General features: G+C 51.4%; 16 protein-coding genes and 1 riboswitch. All 16 genes read left to right on the forward strand.

Translation table 11 applies throughout. The annotated features are described in order from the left end of the window. The first annotated feature begins 15 nt into the window (after positions 1-15). The 16 genes from SOW26_RS08105 (at position 16) to dusB (ending at position 16,266) form a co-directional block, all read left to right on the forward strand. On the forward strand, positions 16-1,785 hold the full coding sequence (locus tag SOW26_RS08105) for a V-type ATP synthase subunit A (protein ID WP_154476908.1): 1,770 nt from the start codon (positions 16-18) through the stop codon (positions 1,783-1,785). Positions 1,786-1,788: 3 nt separating this feature from the next. Beyond that, on the forward strand, positions 1,789-3,159 hold the full coding sequence (locus tag SOW26_RS08110; RefSeq protein ID WP_154476906.1) for a V-type ATP synthase subunit B: 1,371 nt from the start codon (positions 1,789-1,791) through the stop codon (positions 3,157-3,159). A gap of 16 nt (positions 3,160-3,175) precedes the next feature. After that, on the forward strand, positions 3,176-3,835 hold the full coding sequence (locus SOW26_RS08115; RefSeq protein ID WP_154476904.1) for a V-type ATP synthase subunit D: 660 nt from the start codon (positions 3,176-3,178) through the stop codon (positions 3,833-3,835). Positions 3,836-4,056: 221 nt separating this feature from the next. Continuing rightward, the gene (locus tag SOW26_RS08120; protein ID WP_154476902.1) at positions 4,057-4,554 is read left to right on the forward strand and encodes a shikimate kinase; all 498 of its coding nucleotides are present in this window, start codon (positions 4,057-4,059) and stop codon (positions 4,552-4,554) included. 102 nt (positions 4,555-4,656) lie between these two features. After that, complete coding sequence (locus SOW26_RS08125; protein WP_276960111.1) at positions 4,657-5,949, forward strand: UDP-N-acetylglucosamine 1-carboxyvinyltransferase; 1,293 nt, start codon at positions 4,657-4,659, stop codon at positions 5,947-5,949. 78 nt (positions 5,950-6,027) lie between these two features. Beyond that, a riboswitch (SAM riboswitch) is annotated at positions 6,028-6,126 on the forward strand. Between the two features lie 155 nt (positions 6,127-6,281). Continuing rightward, complete coding sequence (metK, locus tag SOW26_RS08130; protein ID WP_276960110.1) at positions 6,282-7,463, forward strand: methionine adenosyltransferase; 1,182 nt, start codon at positions 6,282-6,284, stop codon at positions 7,461-7,463. A gap of 76 nt (positions 7,464-7,539) precedes the next feature. Next, entirely contained in the window at positions 7,540-9,036 is a 1,497-nt protein-coding gene (locus SOW26_RS08135) for a HAMP domain-containing sensor histidine kinase (RefSeq protein ID WP_276960109.1), read from the forward strand. Beyond that, entirely contained in the window at positions 9,029-9,718 is a 690-nt protein-coding gene (locus tag SOW26_RS08140) for a response regulator transcription factor (RefSeq protein WP_154476894.1), read from the forward strand. Before SOW26_RS08135 ends, SOW26_RS08140 begins: the two co-directional genes overlap by 8 nt. 15 nt (positions 9,719-9,733) lie before the next feature. Next, positions 9,734-10,522 carry a TrmH family RNA methyltransferase gene (locus SOW26_RS08145; protein ID WP_154476892.1) on the forward strand — a complete coding sequence of 263 codons (789 nt, stop codon included), beginning with the start codon at positions 9,734-9,736 and terminating at the stop codon, positions 10,520-10,522. Between the two features lie 105 nt (positions 10,523-10,627). Then, entirely contained in the window at positions 10,628-11,059 is a 432-nt protein-coding gene (locus tag SOW26_RS08150; RefSeq protein WP_320652211.1) for an NfeD family protein, read from the forward strand. Beyond that, positions 11,053-11,979 (forward strand): SPFH domain-containing protein, encoded by a 927-nt coding sequence (locus SOW26_RS08155; RefSeq protein ID WP_154476888.1) that lies wholly within the window; start codon positions 11,053-11,055, stop codon positions 11,977-11,979. The genes SOW26_RS08150 and SOW26_RS08155 overlap by 7 nt, the downstream gene beginning before the upstream one ends. Positions 11,980-11,981: 2 nt before the next feature. Continuing rightward, on the forward strand, positions 11,982-13,094 hold the full coding sequence (locus SOW26_RS08160) for a patatin-like phospholipase family protein (RefSeq protein WP_320652212.1): 1,113 nt from the start codon (positions 11,982-11,984) through the stop codon (positions 13,092-13,094). Further along, a complete protein-coding gene (locus SOW26_RS08165; protein WP_320652213.1) occupies positions 13,091-14,074 on the forward strand; it encodes a biotin--[acetyl-CoA-carboxylase] ligase in 984 nt (327 codons plus the stop codon). The genes SOW26_RS08160 and SOW26_RS08165 overlap by 4 nt, the downstream gene beginning before the upstream one ends. Next, entirely contained in the window at positions 14,061-14,411 is a 351-nt protein-coding gene (locus SOW26_RS08170) for a DUF6145 family protein (protein WP_276960107.1), read from the forward strand. Before SOW26_RS08165 ends, SOW26_RS08170 begins: the two co-directional genes overlap by 14 nt. A gap of 2 nt (positions 14,412-14,413) precedes the next feature. Continuing rightward, a complete protein-coding gene (locus tag SOW26_RS08175; RefSeq protein WP_154476880.1) occupies positions 14,414-15,199 on the forward strand; it encodes a type III pantothenate kinase in 786 nt (261 codons plus the stop codon). Between the two features lie 92 nt (positions 15,200-15,291). Next, on the forward strand, positions 15,292-16,266 hold the full coding sequence (gene dusB, locus SOW26_RS08180) for a tRNA dihydrouridine synthase DusB (RefSeq protein ID WP_235899265.1): 975 nt from the start codon (positions 15,292-15,294) through the stop codon (positions 16,264-16,266). Positions 16,267-16,396: the final 130 nt, after the last annotated feature.

Consider the following 16,396-nt stretch of genomic DNA (forward strand, 5'->3'; position numbering starts at 1 on the left):
GGTTGATTCGTTCAAATGAGCAGAGGAACAATCAAAAAAGTAGCTGGACCGTTGGTCATCGCAAAGGGTATGAGAGACGCCAACATGTTTGACGTGGTGCGTGTAAGCGACCAGCGGCTGATCGGAGAGATCATCGAGATGCACGGAGACGAGGCATCCATACAGGTATATGAAGAAACATCAGGACTGGGCCCGGGCGAACCGGTAGAATCCATGCAGGTGCCCATGTCCGTAGAACTGGGCCCCGGGCTGATTGCCAGTATCTATGACGGAATCCAGCGTCCGCTGGACGATATCATGAAAATATCAGGAAACAGCCTGCAAAGAGGGGTGGAAGTGGCTTCTCTGAAAAGAGACCGGAAATGGGAATTTGTGCCGGTGGCAAAAGCGGGCGACAAGGTGGTTGCAGGAGATGTCCTGGGAACGGTACAGGAGACCATCGTAGTACAGCAGAAGATCATGGTTCCTTTTGGCGTAGAGGGTACGGTCAAGGAGATCAAAGCAGGAGAATTTACGGTAGAAGAGGTAGTGGCGGTCCTGGAAACAGAGGATGGAGAAAAGGAACTGACCATGATGCAAAGATGGCCGGTTCGGAAAGGACGTCCCTATGTGAAAAAGCTGCCTCCGCAGAAACCGCTGATCACAGGGCAGAGAGTGGTAGATACCTTTTTCCCGATTGCCAAGGGAGGAGTAGCGTCTGTTCCGGGACCGTTTGGAAGCGGAAAGACCGTTATCCAGCACCAGCTGGCAAAATGGGCGGAAGCGGATATCGTAGTATACATCGGCTGCGGAGAGCGTGGAAACGAGATGACGGACGTATTGAACGAGTTCCCGGAGCTGAAGGACCCGAAAACAGGGCAGTCTTTGATGGAGAGGACCGTTCTGATCGCCAACACCTCCGACATGCCGGTGGCGGCACGGGAGGCTTCCATTTACACGGGAATCACCATTGCAGAGTATTTCAGGGACATGGGGTATTCGGTGGCTTTGATGGCGGACTCTACGTCCAGATGGGCAGAGGCGCTGCGAGAGATGTCGGGACGTCTGGAAGAGATGCCGGGCGAAGAAGGATATCCGGCTTATCTGGGAAGCCGTTTGGCACAGTTTTACGAGAGAGCCGGGCACGTGATCTCCCTGGGATCTGATGGAAGAGAGGGAGCCCTGTCTGTAATCGGAGCCGTATCCCCTCCGGGAGGAGATATTTCAGAGCCGGTATCTCAGGCAACTCTTCGGATCGTGAAGGTGTTCTGGGGACTGGATTCGGCCCTGGCCTACAAGCGGCATTTCCCGGCTATCAACTGGCTGACCAGCTATTCTCTGTATGTGGATCATATGGGGCCGTGGTTTGATCAGGAAGTAGCGTCTGACTGGATGGAAAACCGCCAGAAGATGATGAGCCTTCTCCAGGATGAAGCGGAACTGGAAGAGATCGTAAAAATGGTAGGAATGGATGCGCTGTCTGCAACAGACCGACTGAAAATGGAAGCGGCGCGTTCTATCCGGGAGGACTTCCTGCACCAGAACTCTTTCCACGAGATCGATACGTATACGTCCCTGAAAAAACAGCATCTGATGATGCGGCTGGTACTGGCATTCTATGAGGAAGCCTCACAGGCGCTGGCAGAGCATCCAAGAAAGATGCAGGCGCTCATCAACATGGAGGTCAGGGAGCGGATCGGAAGATTCAAGTATACAAAAGAAGAAGAGTTAGACAAAGAGTATGAGGCCATCAAGAGCGAGCTGGAAAGAGAAGTGGCAGCCATTGCCGGGAAGGAGGACTTCTAAGCTATGCCAAAAGAATATAGAACAATACAGGAAGTTGCCGGACCACTGATGCTGGTAAAAGGGGTGGAACAGGTTGCCTATGACGAGCTGGGAGAGATCGAGCTGGCAGACGGCGAAAGAAGACGGTGCAAGGTACTGGAAGTAAACGGAAACGACGTACTGGTCCAGTTGTTTGAGAGTGCATCGGGAATCAATTTAAGTAACAGCAAGGTGCGCTTTTTGGGAAGGAGCATGGAACTGGGCGTGTCCGAAGACATGCTGGGACGCGTGTTTGACGGACTGGGACGCCCTATTGACGGAGGCCCTCAGATCCTTCCGGAAGAAAGAAGACAGATCAACGGATTGCCGATGAACCCGGCGGCAAGAAGCTATCCGGAGGAATTTATCCAGACGGGAGTTTCTTCCATCGACGGACTGAACACTCTGGTAAGAGGGCAGAAGCTGCCGATCTTCTCGGCGTCGGGACTGCCTCACGCCAACCTGGCGGCGCAGATCGCCAGACAGGCAAAGGTTCGCGGCACAGATGAAAATTTTGCGGTAGTGTTTGCTGCCATGGGAATCACCTTTGAGGAGTCCAACTTCTTCGTGGAATCCTTCAAGGAGACGGGAGCCATTGACAGAACGGTATTATTTATCAACCTGGCAAACGACCCGGCCATCGAGCGTATCTCCACGCCGCGAATGGCTTTGACGGCGGCGGAATACCTGGCGTTTGAAAAAGATATGCACGTACTGGTCATCCTGACGGACATCACCAATTACGCAGACGCCCTCCGGGAAGTGTCGGCAGCCAGAAAGGAAGTGCCGGGACGCCGTGGATATCCGGGATATATGTACACAGACCTGGCAACCCTGTATGAGAGAGCCGGACGGCAGAAGGGAAAGAAGGGAAGCATTACCATGATCCCCATCCTGACCATGCCGGAGGATGATAAGACGCATCCCATCCCCGACCTGACAGGATATATTACAGAAGGACAGGTGATCCTGAGCCGTGAGCTGTATCGAAAAGGGATCCAGCCGCCTATCGACGTACTGCCTTCTCTGTCACGTCTGAAAGACAAGGGAATCGGAGACGGAAAGACCAGAGCGGATCATTCCAATACCATGAACCAGTTGTTTGCAGCCTATGCCAGAGGAAAGGACGCCAAGGAGCTGATGACTATCCTGGGAGAGGCGGCGCTGACAGAGATCGATCTGCTCTATGCAAAATTTGCAGAGGAATTTGAAAAGAAATACGTATCGCAGGGCTATCTGGCAGACCGTTCCATTGAGGAAACGCTTACCATCGGGTGGGAGCTGTTGTCTTTGCTTCCTAGAAGCGAGTTGAAGCGAATTGATGACAAATATCTGGACGAATACTACGGAAAATAGACGGAGGTGGTAGGATATGGCATCCACACAGATTACGCCGACCCGTATGGAGTTGACGAAGACAAAAAGAAAACTGGTCACAGCCGTCAAAGGCCATAAACTTCTAAAAGACAAAAGAGATGAGCTGATGCGTCAATTTCTGGAGCTGGTCAAGGAAAACATGGAACTTCGTCTAAAGGTGGAGGCGGGAATCAAGGCCGCCAATCAGAACTTTGTGATCGCCAAGGCGGGAATGGATGAAGTGACTCTGAGAACGGCATTTATGGCGCCCAAGCAGGAAGTCAATCTGGAAGTGGGAAGTAAGAATGTCATGAGTGTAAATATTCCGGCATTCACCACCAAAACCCGTACAGCAGATGCAAATGACATCTATTCTTATGGGTTTGCATTTACATCGGGAGATCTGGACGACGCAGTAAAATCCCTGGCGGACATCCTGCCGGAGATGCTGCGGCTGGCGGAGATCGAAAAAGCCTGCCAGTTGATGGCGGCGGAGATTGAGAAAACCAGGAGGCGGGTAAACGCGCTGGAGCATGTGATCATTCCGGAGGCCAGAAGGACGATCAAGTATATCACCATGAAGCTGGACGAGAATGAAAGAAGCTCTCAGATCCGCCTGATGAAAGTAAAGGACATGATGCTGGAGGAAGCGCACAAGTATAGCGAGAGAGCCTGATTAGATCAGAAGCGTATCTTTTGAGCGTTTCGGATATTCCGGAAAAGAGAGGGCCGGGCAGCGGCTGACGTTTTCCGAAAGCGGATGCGGCGAAGGGCCGCGGCTTTTGGAAGCGACAGCGGAAAAGCAAGGCGGCGGACAAGAAAATACAGAGAAAATCGGGGCGGAGCATTCGCCCCGATTTTCTCCGGAAAAAGCATCAGACACAAGGAGCAAAAAGCATGGACAATGTAATTTTTATCGGAATGCCGTCGTCGGGGAAAAGCACGATCGGCGTGGTGGCTGCAAAACGGCTGGGATATCAGTTTTTAGATGCGGATCTTTTGATCCAGGAACAGGAGGGAAAGCTCCTGAAGGAGATTATTGCAGAGCGGGGGATTGAGGGATTTCTGGAGGTGGAAGACCGGGTCAACGCAGGCATAGAAGCGGAGAAAACGATGATTTCCCCGGGGGGGAGCGTGGTCTACTGCCCCAATGCCATGGAGCATTTCAAAAAAATCGGCCGTGTGGTCTACCTGCAGGCCTCCTATGAAACGATCGCAGCCAGACTTCAAAATGTAAAAGACAGAGGCGTGGTGTTAAGAGAAGGACAGACACTTCTGGATCTCTACCGGGAAAGAGTCCGGCTGTTTGAACGGTATGCGGACATTACCATCTGTGAAGACGGGCGGACGGTGGAAGAGACGCTGGAAGCCGTGATAACTGCACTGAAAAAGTAGAGAAATATTACAGAAAAATTACGAGTCTGTAAAAAAGATTTTACAAACAGGGATTCTGTGGTATAATGACACGGAGATAAATCTTGGCGATTGAGGTGGAGTATGGAGCAATATATTATTAAGGGCGGTCATCCGTTGGTGGGAGAGGTAGAGATCGGAGGAGCAAAAAACGCAGCTCTTGCGATTCTTTCTGCAGCTATCATGACCGACGATACGGTTTTGATAGATAACCTTCCGGATGTAAACGACATCAACGTGATGCTGGATGCCATCGCAGGGATCGGCGCGTCCGTTTCCAGAGTAGACAGGCATACGGTGAGGATCAGCGGGAAGAACATCAGCGACATGTCCATAGAGTATGAATATATCAAGAAGATCCGCGCTTCGTATTATCTGCTGGGAGCCCTTCTTGGAAAATACAAGAGAGCGGAGGTGGCGCTTCCGGGAGGCTGCAACATTGGCAGCCGTCCGATTGATCAGCATCTGAAGGGATTTCGGGCGCTGGGAGCGGAAGTGATCATCCACGGCGGAAAGATCCTGGCGGAGGTAGACAGACTTCGGGGAAAACATATTTATTTTGACGTGGTCAGTGTGGGAGCCACCATCAATGTTATGATGGCAGCGGCCATGGCCGAAGGATTGACGATCCTGGAAAATGTAGCAAAGGAGCCCCATGTGGTGGATGTGGCCAACTTCCTGAACAGTATGGGAGCGAACATCAGAGGAGCCGGAACGGACATTATCCGGATCCGTGGCGTGCAAAAGCTTCACGGGACGGAGTATTCCGTGATCCCGGATCAGATCGAGGCAGGAACGTTTATGTTTGCGGCTGCGGCTACCAAGGGAGACGTGACGGTGCTGAACGTAATTCCCAAGCATCTGGAAGCAACGGTGGCCAAGCTGGTGGAAATGGGCTGTGAGGTGGAAGAGTTTGACGATGCGGTGCGTGTGGTGGCGAAGGGCCGGCTGAACAGCACACATGTAAAGACACTGCCGTACCCGGGATTTCCAACGGATATGCAGCCACAGATCGGCGTGACGCTGGCGCTTTCCCAGGGAACCAGCACTATCGTGGAGAGTATTTTTGAAAACCGGTTCAAGTATCTGGATGAGCTGGCGAGAATGGGAGCCAGCGTGAAGATAGAGGGCAATTCCGCTACCATTGAAGGCGTGGAAAGCTTTTCGGGAGCAAGGGTCAGCGCTCCGGATCTCCGGGCAGGTGCGGCGCTTTGCATTGCAGGTCTGGCAACGGACGGAATCACTATCATCGATGATATCGTATATATCCAACGAGGCTATGAGCGGTTTGAGGAAAAGCTAAGAGGGATCGGCGGGATCATTGAGCGGGTGGATTCGGAAAAAGCGATCCAGAAGTTTTGCCTGAGAATCGGTTAGAAAAATGACAGAATCGTTTTGTGTATTTGACAAACGAAAGAAAAAATAGTATAGTTCCAGTGGAATTTAATAAAATTTCTCTTATTCAGAGCAGTGGAGGTACAAAGGACCTGTGAAGCTGCGGCAACCCCCGGAAGGGAAGGTGCCAACCTGAGCGAGTCATTCGAACAATAAGAGGATTGATTTATGTATGTAAAGCAGTCCTTTGTCGGGCTGCTTTTTTAGCGGCAACGATGCGGGATCTGCGCTTGGCGGAAAGCCTGGTGACTGTGCAGATCTGCACAATGTCAGATGAAACGGAAATAAAACAGGAAAAGACGGGAGGAAATCAAATGGAAAGACATTTATTTACATCAGAATCTGTAACGGAGGGACATCCGGATAAGATGTGCGATCAAATCTCAGACGCCATTTTGGATGCGCTGGTAGAGCAGGATCCCATGAGCCGTGTGGCATGCGAAACCTGTACCACGACAGGGCTGGTAATGGTGATGGGAGAAATTACCACCAATGCCTATGTGGATATGCAGAAGCTGGTGCGGGACACCGTGCGGGAGATCGGATATACAAGAGGAAAATATGGGTTTGATGCAGATACCTGCGGCGTGATCCTGGCTATCGATGAACAGTCCTCGGACATTGCCATGGGAGTGGATAAAGCGCTGGAGGCAAAGCAGCAGAAGCCGGAGGATGCAGACTCCATCGGGGCAGGAGACCAGGGGATGATGTTTGGGTACGCGACAGACGAAACGGAGGAACTGATGCCTTACCCCATTTCTCTGGCACACCGGCTGGCACAAAGACTGACGCAGGTAAGAAAGGACGGCACGCTGCCCTATCTGAGACCGGACGGAAAGACACAGGTAACGGTGGAGTATGATGAAGAAGGAGTACCGAAACGACTGGACGCAGTGGTGCTTTCCACACAGCATGATCCGGAGGTGTCTCAGGAGCAGATCCATCAGGACATCACCACCCACGTATTTAACCGGATCCTCCCGGAAGAAATGGTGGATGAACAGACCAAGTTCTTTATCAACCCCACAGGACGGTTTGTGATCGGAGGTCCTCACGGAGACAGCGGACTGACCGGCAGAAAGATCATCGTGGATACCTACGGCGGCATGGCAAGACACGGAGGCGGGGCGTTTTCCGGAAAGGACTGTACAAAGGTGGACCGTTCCGCAGCCTACGCAGCCAGATATGTGGCAAAAAACATTGTGGCGGCAGGGATGGCAAAGAAATGCGAGATCCAGTTGTCCTACGCCATCGGGGTGGCACATCCCACCTCCATCATGGTGGATACCTTTGGAACGGGGCGCCTGTCGGACGAAGCCTTGGTGGAGATCATCCGGGAGCAGTTTGATCTTCGGCCGGAGGGGATCATCCGGATGCTGGATCTGCGCAGGCCGATCTACAAAAAAACGGCGGCTTACGGGCATTTTGGAAGGACAGACGTGGAATTCCCCTGGGAAAAGACAGATAAGGCAGAGGTTCTGAAAGGATATTTATAAAAATTTTAGAAAAGTTTATGGGTGCTTTGTCATGAAGCACCTATTTTCATGCTATACTTTCCACGGAGGGATTGCCATGAAATTAAAAACACGCCTGATCATTGCGTTTCTGACGGTGATACTGATTCCTGTCATACTGACGTCGGTTATCGTATTCGTGCTGGGAACGCATCAGATACATTCCATTGAGAAGAATTATGAATTGAAAGGGACGACGGTAAAAAGTCTGTCCAACTCCATTGAAACCATGTCCGCCCTGACGGAAAAACCATTTCAGGAATTGAGTCAGGTGGCGGAAGAAGAGCCGGCCAGACTGGAGGAAGTTTCATATCTGGAGCAGTGGAACCGGCGGCTGCAGAAGAAGAAAAGCTTCCTGCTGGCAACCAGGGAAGGAGAGATCACTTATGTGGGTTCCGGGAAAAAGCAGGTAGACGCCATTCTTTCCCAGTTACCCGAGTACGGGGAAGCGTCGGAAGCGTCCCAGAACGGGATCTATCTGGGGGGCAAAGAGCAGGTACTGTTAAAGCAGATCGACGTAACCTATGCAGATGGTCAAAAGGGCAGCCTGTTTCTGGTGACGGATATGAAGGATATGATCCCGGAGATCGAAACATTTTTGGTGCGGATGGTATACGGAGTGATGATCGTTCTGATCCTGACCGCCGCCGTTTTAATCTACTGGATCTACAGAGGGGTGATGCGGCCGCTAGCCAAAATGCAGGTGGCGGCAAAAAATATTACCGAAGGGAATCTGGATTTTGAACTGAAGCAGGAATCCAAGGATGAGCTGGGCAGCCTGTGTCGGGATCTGGAAGCCATGCGGAAACGGCTGAAGGATACCACGGAAGAGCGGTTAAAATTTGACCAGGAAAACAAGGAACTGATCAGCAATATTTCCCACGATCTGAAAACGCCGGTCACCACCATCAAAGGCTATGCGGAAGGGATCCTGGACGGGGTGGCGGACACTCCGGAAAAAGTGGACAAATATGTAAAGACTATTTACAACAAAGCCAATGAGATGGATCTTTTGATCAATGAGCTGACCTTTTACACCAAGATCGATACCAACCGCATCCCCTATAATTTCAGCACCATTTCCGTCAACGGATATTTCAATGACTGTGCGGAGGATCTGGCAATGGAGCTGGAGCCTGCCGGGATAGAATTTGGCTATTTCAATTATGTGGAGGAAGATGTGAAGGTCATTGCCGACACAGAACAGATCAAACGAGTGGTGCACAATATCGTGAACAATTCCATCAAATACATGGATAAGAAAAAGGGAAAAATCAATCTGCGGATCAAGGACGTGGGAGATTTTGTCCAGATAGAGCTGGAGGATAACGGAAAAGGGATTGCGGCGAAGGATCTGCCCAATATTTTCGATCGGTTTTTTCGGAGCGATACCTCCAGAAATTCTTCCAAGGGAGGCAGCGGGATCGGGCTGTCTATTGTAAAAAAGATCATTGAAGAACATGGCGGAAAGATATGGGCGACCAGCAGAGAAAATACAGGGACGACCATGTATTTCGTGCTTAGAAAATATCAGGAGGTGCCGATACATGAATAGAATACTGATCGTAGAAGACGAAGAGGCGATTGCGGATCTGGAGAAAGATTATCTGGAGCTTGCGGGATTTCAGGTGGAAGTATGCAACGACGGAAGAACGGGACAGGATCGGGCGCTGAAGGAAGAGTTTGATCTGTATATCCTGGATCTGATGCTTCCGGAGGTGGATGGATTTGAAATCTGCAGGCAGATCCGTCAGATCAAGAACACCCCGATCCTGATGGTGTCTGCAAAAAAAGAAGATATTGATAAAATCAGAGGACTGGGTCTGGGAGCCGACGATTATATCACAAAGCCCTTCAGTCCCAGCGAACTGGTGGCCAGGGTAAAGGCGCATCTGGCCAGGTACGACCGGTTGACCGGAAGCGTGGCGGAACGCAACAAGGTGATCGAGATCCGGGGACTTCGGATCGACACGACTGCCAGAAGAGTCTGGGTCAATGGGGAGGAACGGGCCTTTACCACCAAGGAGTATGATTTGCTGACGTTTTTGGCCAGCCATCCCAATCATGTGTACACCAAGGATGAACTGTTCCGGGAGATCTGGGATATGGAATCGGTGGGAGATATCGCCACCGTTACGGTACACATCAAAAAGATCCGGGAAAAAGTGGAGATGGATACCTCCAATCCCCAGTATATTGAAACGATCTGGGGCGTGGGATATCGGTTTAAAGTGTAAGGAGACGGAAAATCTATGATCACCAGTACATCCAATGGGAAGGTAAAGCGACTGATACAGCTAAAGAAAAAGAAAAAATGCCGGGAGGAGGAAGGGGTATTTCTGGCAGAAGGAAGCCGTATGGCGAAAGAAACGCCGGCCGGGCTTTTAAGAGAAATCTATGTATCGGAAAGCTTTCTCAAAAAGCAGAAAGAATTGGCGAAAGATTTGGAAAACAGATGCAAGGCCGGGATAGAGATACTTGCCGACCGTGTATTTGAATATGTTTCGGACACACAGACGCCGCAGGGAGTTCTGTGTGTGGTGCAAAAACCCTGCCATGCATTGGCGGAGATCGTAAGAGGAGAGTGTCCGCAGCTGTTACTGCTGGAGGGGATCCAGGATCCGGGGAACCTGGGGACGATCCTTCGGACGGCGGAGGGAGCCGGAGTCAGCGGCGTGCTTCTGGATGAAGCCTGTGCGGATCTGTTTGCACCCAAGACGATCCGGTCCACCATGGGATCGGTATTCCGTCTTCCGTTTGTGCGGGTGGCGGATTTGAAAGAGGCGATCCATTGCGTAAAGGCGAGCGGGATCCGGCTATATGCGGCGCACCTGGAAGGCAGCCTGCCGTATTATCAACAGGATTTCACGAAGCCCTGCGGATTTTTGCTGGGAAATGAGGGGAACGGACTGAAGGAAGAAACCGCTGCGCTGGCGGATGCCCGGATCAAAATCCCCATGCAGGGACAGGTGGAATCCCTGAATGTAGGGATCGCGGCAGCGGTTCTTAGTTTTGAGGCAAGCCGTCAGCGGAGCCTGTAAGCTGCTTTTCATCCCTGTCTGTGACCTTGCAAAGGGAGAGGGGATGTAGTAAGATAAAAGCAGGAAACGGCAGATAAAAAGGAAGGGGGGAGCAGGATGCAGACAATGTATTGGCTGATAGCTTTTATTGTGTTGCTGGTGATCGAGCTCTGTACGCTGGGACTGACCACCATATGGTTTGCGGCAGGCGCGCTTCTTGCATTTGTTGCGGGACTCTTAGGACAGGGGACGGTCGTCCAGTTTGCGGTGTTCATCGTGTCATCTTTGATCCTTTTAGTTTTGACGCGACCCTGGGCCATGAAGCACTTTAACACAGAAAGAAAAAAAACGAACCTGGAGCTGATCAAAGGGGAGCACGGTCTGGTGATAGAGGAGATAGACGGCCTGACAGGTGTAGGACGCGTGCGGGTAAAGGGCCAGGAGTGGGCTGCGAGACCGGCAGGAGAAAACAGGGTGATCCCGGAAGGGCGGGAAGTCGTTGTGGTAGAGATACAGGGCGTTAAGGTTTTGGTAGAAGAGGAGGAAACAACATGTTAGGAAATTTTTTGTTTTTGGTGCTATTGATTTTGGTGTGCTTGATCCTGGTTTCCTGCGTGCGGGTGGTAAGACAGGCGCAGGCGCTGGTGATTGAAAGACTGGGAGCTTACCAGGGAACCTGGAATACCGGGATCCACTTCAAGATCCCTGTGCTGGACAGGGTGGCAAGAAGGGTGGATCTGAAGGAGCAGGTGGTGGATTTTGCGCCCCAGCCGGTGATCACCAAGGATAATGTAACCATGCGGATAGATACGGTGGTATTTTACCAGATCACGGATCCCAAGCTGTTTTGCTACGGAGTGGCAAGCCCTATTATGGCGATCGAAAATCTTACGGCAACTACCCTTAGAAATATTATCGGAGATCTGGAACTGGATCAGACATTAACATCCCGCGAGACCATCAACACCAAAATGCGGGCCTCTCTGGATGAGGCGACGGATCCATGGGGGATCAAGGTAAACCGTGTGGAATTAAAGAATATCATTCCGCCGGCAGCGATCCAGGATGCGATGGAAAAGCAGATGAAGGCGGAAAGAGAGCGGAGAGAAGCGATCCTTCGAGCAGAGGGAGAAAAGAAATCCACCATTCTGGTGGCAGAAGGAAAGAAGGAGTCCGCGATCCTGGATGCAGAGGCAGAGAAGCAGGCGGCGATCCTTCGTGCGGAAGCAGAGAAACAGGCAATGATCCGCCGGGCAGAGGGTGAAGCGGAGGCCATTATGAAGGTGCAGCAGGCGAATGCAGACGGAATCCGATTCCTGAAAGAAGCAGGAGCGGATAAGGCGGTCCTGACTATGAAGAGCCTGGAAGCATTTGAGAGGGCAGCGGACGGACAGGCTACCAAGATCATTATCCCATCAGAGATCCAGGGGCTTGCAGGGCTTGTAAAATCGTTGACGGAAGTAGGAGAGAAAGAGTAGAGATGAAACCTGTGATAGACATGGAGAAGGAATACGGTCTGGTATTTGACGGGGGCGGAGCCAGAGGGGCTTACCAGGCAGGAGCCTGGAAAGCTCTGGCGGAGGCCGGCCTGAAGATCAATGCGGTAGCAGGAACATCCGTGGGCGCCTTAAACGGCGCCCTTGTTTGTATGGGAGACGTGGAACTGGCAGAAAGCATCTGGAAGGAAATCTCCTTTTCCAAGGTCATGGATGTGGACGATGCCTGGATGGAAATCCTGTTCCAAAAGGGGCAACCGTTTAAGGAAGTGGTGAATGCGGGGCTGCGCGTGATACGGGAGGGCGGGGTGGATATTACCCCCTTAAGAAATCTGATCCGGAGCGTGGTGGAGGAAGACCGCATTCGAAATTGCGGAAAAGAATTTTGCCTGCAGACGTTTTGCCTTTCGGACATGGAGGAACTGGATCTGTCTCTTTCAGAGATTCCGGAAGGACTTCTCTGTGACTTTCTGCTGGCCAGTGCCTACCTGATCGGATTTAAAAATGAGCCGCTGCATGGCAGCCGGTATGTGGATGGAGGCGCAGTGAACAATGTTCCTGTCAATGCTCTTTTGAAAAGAGGCTACAAGGATATTATCGAAGTGAGGATTTACGGACCGGGAAGAATCCCGAAAGTCCATTTTCCGGAAGACGGAACGTTTTACCGGGTAGCGCCCCGGGTTCGTTTGGGAAGTATCCTGGAGTTTTCTGCCAAGAGGAGTGCCCAGAACCTGAAGATCGGCTATTATGACGCCAAACGGATGCTGTACGGACTGGAAGGGCACATCTATTATCTAGAGCAGTGCTGGGACGATGAATTTTACAGGGAAGTGATGAGCGGATTTCGCGACATAGAAAAGGCGGAGATCCTTCTGGAACTGAAGCTTCCGCCCAGAAGTACGGACAAAGAGCTGTTTCTTGGAATGCTGGAGGCGGCAGCGAAGCTTCTGCGGGTACAGAAGTACCACGTCTATACGGTGAAGGAACTGCTGGAAAAGGTGGAGCAGAAGCGGAGCAAGGAAGACAGAAAGCTGCCCAGGTTTACGGAATACCTGGAAAGGGCGGGAGAAATCATAAAAACACGGGAGGGACTATGAAGGCGGCTATCGTAAAGGTCCTAAGAGAGCGGAAGGGATATGTCTCGGGACAGGAATTGTGTGAAACGTTCCAGGTATCAAGGACTGCTGTCTGGAAAGTCATGGAACAGTTAAAGCAGCAGGGATATGCCATTGAGGCAGTACGCAATAAAGGCTATCGTTTACTGGGAGAGCCGGAAGAGTTTTCCAAAATAGGGATCGAAAGCAGGCGGAAAACGAAGTGGGCCGGAAAGAAGATCCTTTTTCTGGAATCCACAGATTCCACCAATATACAGGCTGCCCTGGCAGGAAGCAGAGGAGAAGAGGAAGGAGTCTTAGTGGTAGCAAAGGAGCAGGTGGCAGGCAGAGGCCGGCGGGGGCGGCAGTGGGAGTCGCCTCAGGAGGGCGGGATCTATATGTCTTTGCTTCTAAGGCCGACCGTGCCGCCGGACCATGCTTCCGGGATCACGCTCCTTATGGCGCTTTGTGTGGCAGAAAGCCTGCAGGAACTGACGACGGAGCCGGTGGAAATCAAGTGGCCCAATGACATTGTGATGAAGGGAAAGAAAGTTTGCGGGATCCTGACGGAAATGACGGCACAGGTGGATTATATCCATTACGTAGTGGTAGGGGTAGGGATGAATCTGAACCAGACACAATTTGCGGGAGAGCTGTCTGAAAAGGCAACCTCTTTCTGGCTGGAAACAGGGCTCCGGGCAGACAGAAGCCGGCTGATCGCCGCCTTGCTGGAAAAATTTGAGCAAAGCTATGAGGTCTTTTGCAAAGAGGGAGGCAGCCTGTCCCGGTTTCGAACAGAATATGAGAAGCGACTGGTCAACACAGGAAGACCGGTCAGGGTACAGGATGGCAAGGAATCCTTTGACGGCATAGCACTGGGTATTTCTCCAAAAGGGGATCTGCTGGTCCGGCTGGAAGATCAGAGTATACGGAGCGTATTTGCAGGAGAAGTTTCGGTAAGGGGGATATATGGATACATATAGAGAAGAAGACGGATACAAAAAAGTGGTGCTCTGCGGAGCCAATTCTTACGAAGAAAAATATTATTTCAATCCCGACTTTGCGCAGCTTCCCACCCATGTACAGGAAGAGCTGCAGATTCTTTGTGTGCTTTATGTGGCAGATGTGGGAGGGATTCTGACATTGGTGTTTGATGAGGAAGGAACGCTGCAGTTTGAGGTGATGAGCCAACCGGACGACTTTTCATTTGACGAGATCGGGAGTCAGCTGAAGATCAAGGAGATACAAAGGAACCAGCAGGATCTTTTGGAATCCTTACAGATGTTTTACCGGGTATTTGTTCAGAAAGAGGAGGAATAGACATGCTGCTGGTAATTGATGCCGGAAATACAAATATTACGCTGGGAGTGTTCCGGGGGGAAAAACTGTACGGGACTTTCCGGCTGACCACAAAGATCAAGAGGACTTCGGATGAGTACGGGATCACGCTGAAGGAGATGGTGGAGCGGCAGGGGCTGCCCAGCGATGAGATCGATTCGGTGATCATTGCGTCGGTGGTTCCGGATATCATGCATTCTCTGGGGAGCGCCATCATTAAATATTTTCATGTAACTCCGCTGGTGGTGTCGGCGGGGATCAAGACAGGCATCCGCATCGTCACAGAAAATCCCAGACAGGTGGGAGCGGATCGGATCGTAGACGCGGTAGCGGCCTACACGCTTCACGGCGGTCCGGTGATCGTAATTGACTACGGGACAGCCACCACCTATGATCTGGTAGGACCGGACGGTACGTTTGAATCGGCAGTGATCGCACCGGGGATCCGTACCTCTGCGCAGGCGATGTGGGGGCAGGCGGCGCTTCTTCCTGCCATAGAGATCAAAAAGCCGGAGTCCATCCTGGCAAAGGAGACGATCTCCAGTATGCAGGCCGGACTGGTCTACGGTCAGATCGGACAGACAGAATACATTGTCAGCCGGATCAAGAAAGAATCGGGCTACCAGCAGGCAAAGGTTGTTGCCAGCGGCGGACTGGGACGAATCATTGCGGCGGAGACAGACTGTATTGACATCTATGACGCAGAGCTGACACTGAAGGGTCTCAGGATCCTGTATGAAAAAAACAAGGGACTCAGAAAAAACCGTTAAAGGGCAGGGGCAAGGAAAAAACCGGAAAGAGCGGGGATATGTATGGCTCCGGGGGAAACGGACAAAGATCAGGACAAAACAAGAAAAAAGAGATGAAGAAGGATAAAACGATGCTGCAGATTGGAACGGTTACATTAAAACATCCCTATATATTGGCGCCGATGGCGGGAGTGACGGATCTGCCCTTCCGCCTTTTGTGTGCGGAGCAGGGAGCGGGTCTTTTGTGTATGGAAATGATCAGCGCCAAAGCGCTGAAATACAAAAATGCCAATACCAGGCTGCTGCTTTCCATTCATGAAAAGGAACGGCCGGTATCCTTGCAGCTGTTTGGCTCGGAACCGGATACCATCAGTATGGTGGCAAAGGAGATCGAGGAGCTGCCCTTTCAGATCCTGGACATCAATATGGGATGCCCGGTGCCAAAGATCGTAAAAAACGGAGAGGGATCCGCTCTGATGAAGCAGCCTAAACTGGTGTATCAGATCGTGTCTCAGACAGTTCGGGCGTTGAAAAAGCCGGTAACGGTAAAAATCCGAAAAGGATTTGATGAGGACTGCATCAATGCACCGGAGATTGCCAGGGTAATAGAAGAGGCAGGAGGAGCGGCGGTCGCCGTCCACGGAAGGACCAGAGAACAGTATTATTCCGGAAAGGCGGACTGGGATATTATCCGAAAGGTGAAGGAGGCGGTATCCATACCGGTCATTGGGAACGGAGACGTAACGTCCGCAGAAAAAGCGGTGCAGATGCAAAAAGAAACGGGCTGCGATGGAGTGATGATCGGGCGTGCGGCCCAGGGGAATCCCTGGATCTTTCGGGAATTAAAAGCATACAGCGAGACGGGGAGAATCCCGGACAGACCTACAAAATGTCAGATCCGGGATATGATGCTGCGGCATATGGAGCTTTTAATGGAACAGAAGGGAGAGTATTTGGCAGTGCGGGAAATGCGAAAGCATGTGGCGTGGTATACCAAAGGACTGGAGGGCTCCTCCAAGCTTCGGGATGAGATCAACCATACGGAAAGCAGGGAAGCACTGGAAGAACTGCTGTATAAAAGACTGTAGGGAAAAGCCTGTGATGCCAAGAGAAAGGGAAAGAAAAGAGGGGAGGATCCGGGAAAAAGCAGAGAGAAAAAAGATGGAGAAAGAGCCTTGACAGAAGAAAATAATTTGTGTTATCCTTAAAAATGCACTA

The organism is Suipraeoptans intestinalis (assembly GCF_034091795.1).
In the GTDB taxonomy this organism is placed as follows: Bacteria; Bacillota; Clostridia; order Lachnospirales; family Lachnospiraceae; genus Suipraeoptans; species Suipraeoptans intestinalis.

What these genes read in the sequence shown, in the direction of transcription:
- SOW26_RS08125 (WP_276960111.1), top strand. Translation starts at nt 4,657, where the DNA reads ATGGAGCAATATATTATTAAGGGCGGTCATCCGTTGGTGGGAGAGGTA.
- SOW26_RS08165 (WP_320652213.1), top strand. Translation starts at nt 13,091, where the DNA reads ATGAAGGCGGCTATCGTAAAGGTCCTAAGAGAGCGGAAGGGATATGTC.
- SOW26_RS08170 (WP_276960107.1), top strand. Translation starts at nt 14,061, where the DNA reads ATGGATACATATAGAGAAGAAGACGGATACAAAAAAGTGGTGCTCTGC.
- SOW26_RS08115 (WP_154476904.1), top strand. Translation starts at nt 3,176, where the DNA reads ATGGCATCCACACAGATTACGCCGACCCGTATGGAGTTGACGAAGACA.
- SOW26_RS08135 (WP_276960109.1), top strand. Translation starts at nt 7,540, where the DNA reads ATGAAATTAAAAACACGCCTGATCATTGCGTTTCTGACGGTGATACTG.
- SOW26_RS08160 (WP_320652212.1), top strand. Translation starts at nt 11,982, where the DNA reads ATGAAACCTGTGATAGACATGGAGAAGGAATACGGTCTGGTATTTGAC.
- SOW26_RS08110 (WP_154476906.1), top strand. Translation starts at nt 1,789, where the DNA reads ATGCCAAAAGAATATAGAACAATACAGGAAGTTGCCGGACCACTGATG.
- metK (WP_276960110.1), top strand. Translation starts at nt 6,282, where the DNA reads ATGGAAAGACATTTATTTACATCAGAATCTGTAACGGAGGGACATCCG.
- SOW26_RS08105 (WP_154476908.1), top strand. Translation starts at nt 16, where the DNA reads ATGAGCAGAGGAACAATCAAAAAAGTAGCTGGACCGTTGGTCATCGCA.
- SOW26_RS08140 (WP_154476894.1), top strand. Translation starts at nt 9,029, where the DNA reads ATGAATAGAATACTGATCGTAGAAGACGAAGAGGCGATTGCGGATCTG.
- SOW26_RS08175 (WP_154476880.1), top strand. Translation starts at nt 14,414, where the DNA reads ATGCTGCTGGTAATTGATGCCGGAAATACAAATATTACGCTGGGAGTG.
- SOW26_RS08120 (WP_154476902.1), top strand. Translation starts at nt 4,057, where the DNA reads ATGGACAATGTAATTTTTATCGGAATGCCGTCGTCGGGGAAAAGCACG.
- dusB (WP_235899265.1), top strand. Translation starts at nt 15,292, where the DNA reads ATGAAGAAGGATAAAACGATGCTGCAGATTGGAACGGTTACATTAAAA.
- SOW26_RS08155 (WP_154476888.1), top strand. Translation starts at nt 11,053, where the DNA reads ATGTTAGGAAATTTTTTGTTTTTGGTGCTATTGATTTTGGTGTGCTTG.
- SOW26_RS08145 (WP_154476892.1), top strand. Translation starts at nt 9,734, where the DNA reads ATGATCACCAGTACATCCAATGGGAAGGTAAAGCGACTGATACAGCTA.
- SOW26_RS08150 (WP_320652211.1), top strand. Translation starts at nt 10,628, where the DNA reads ATGTATTGGCTGATAGCTTTTATTGTGTTGCTGGTGATCGAGCTCTGT.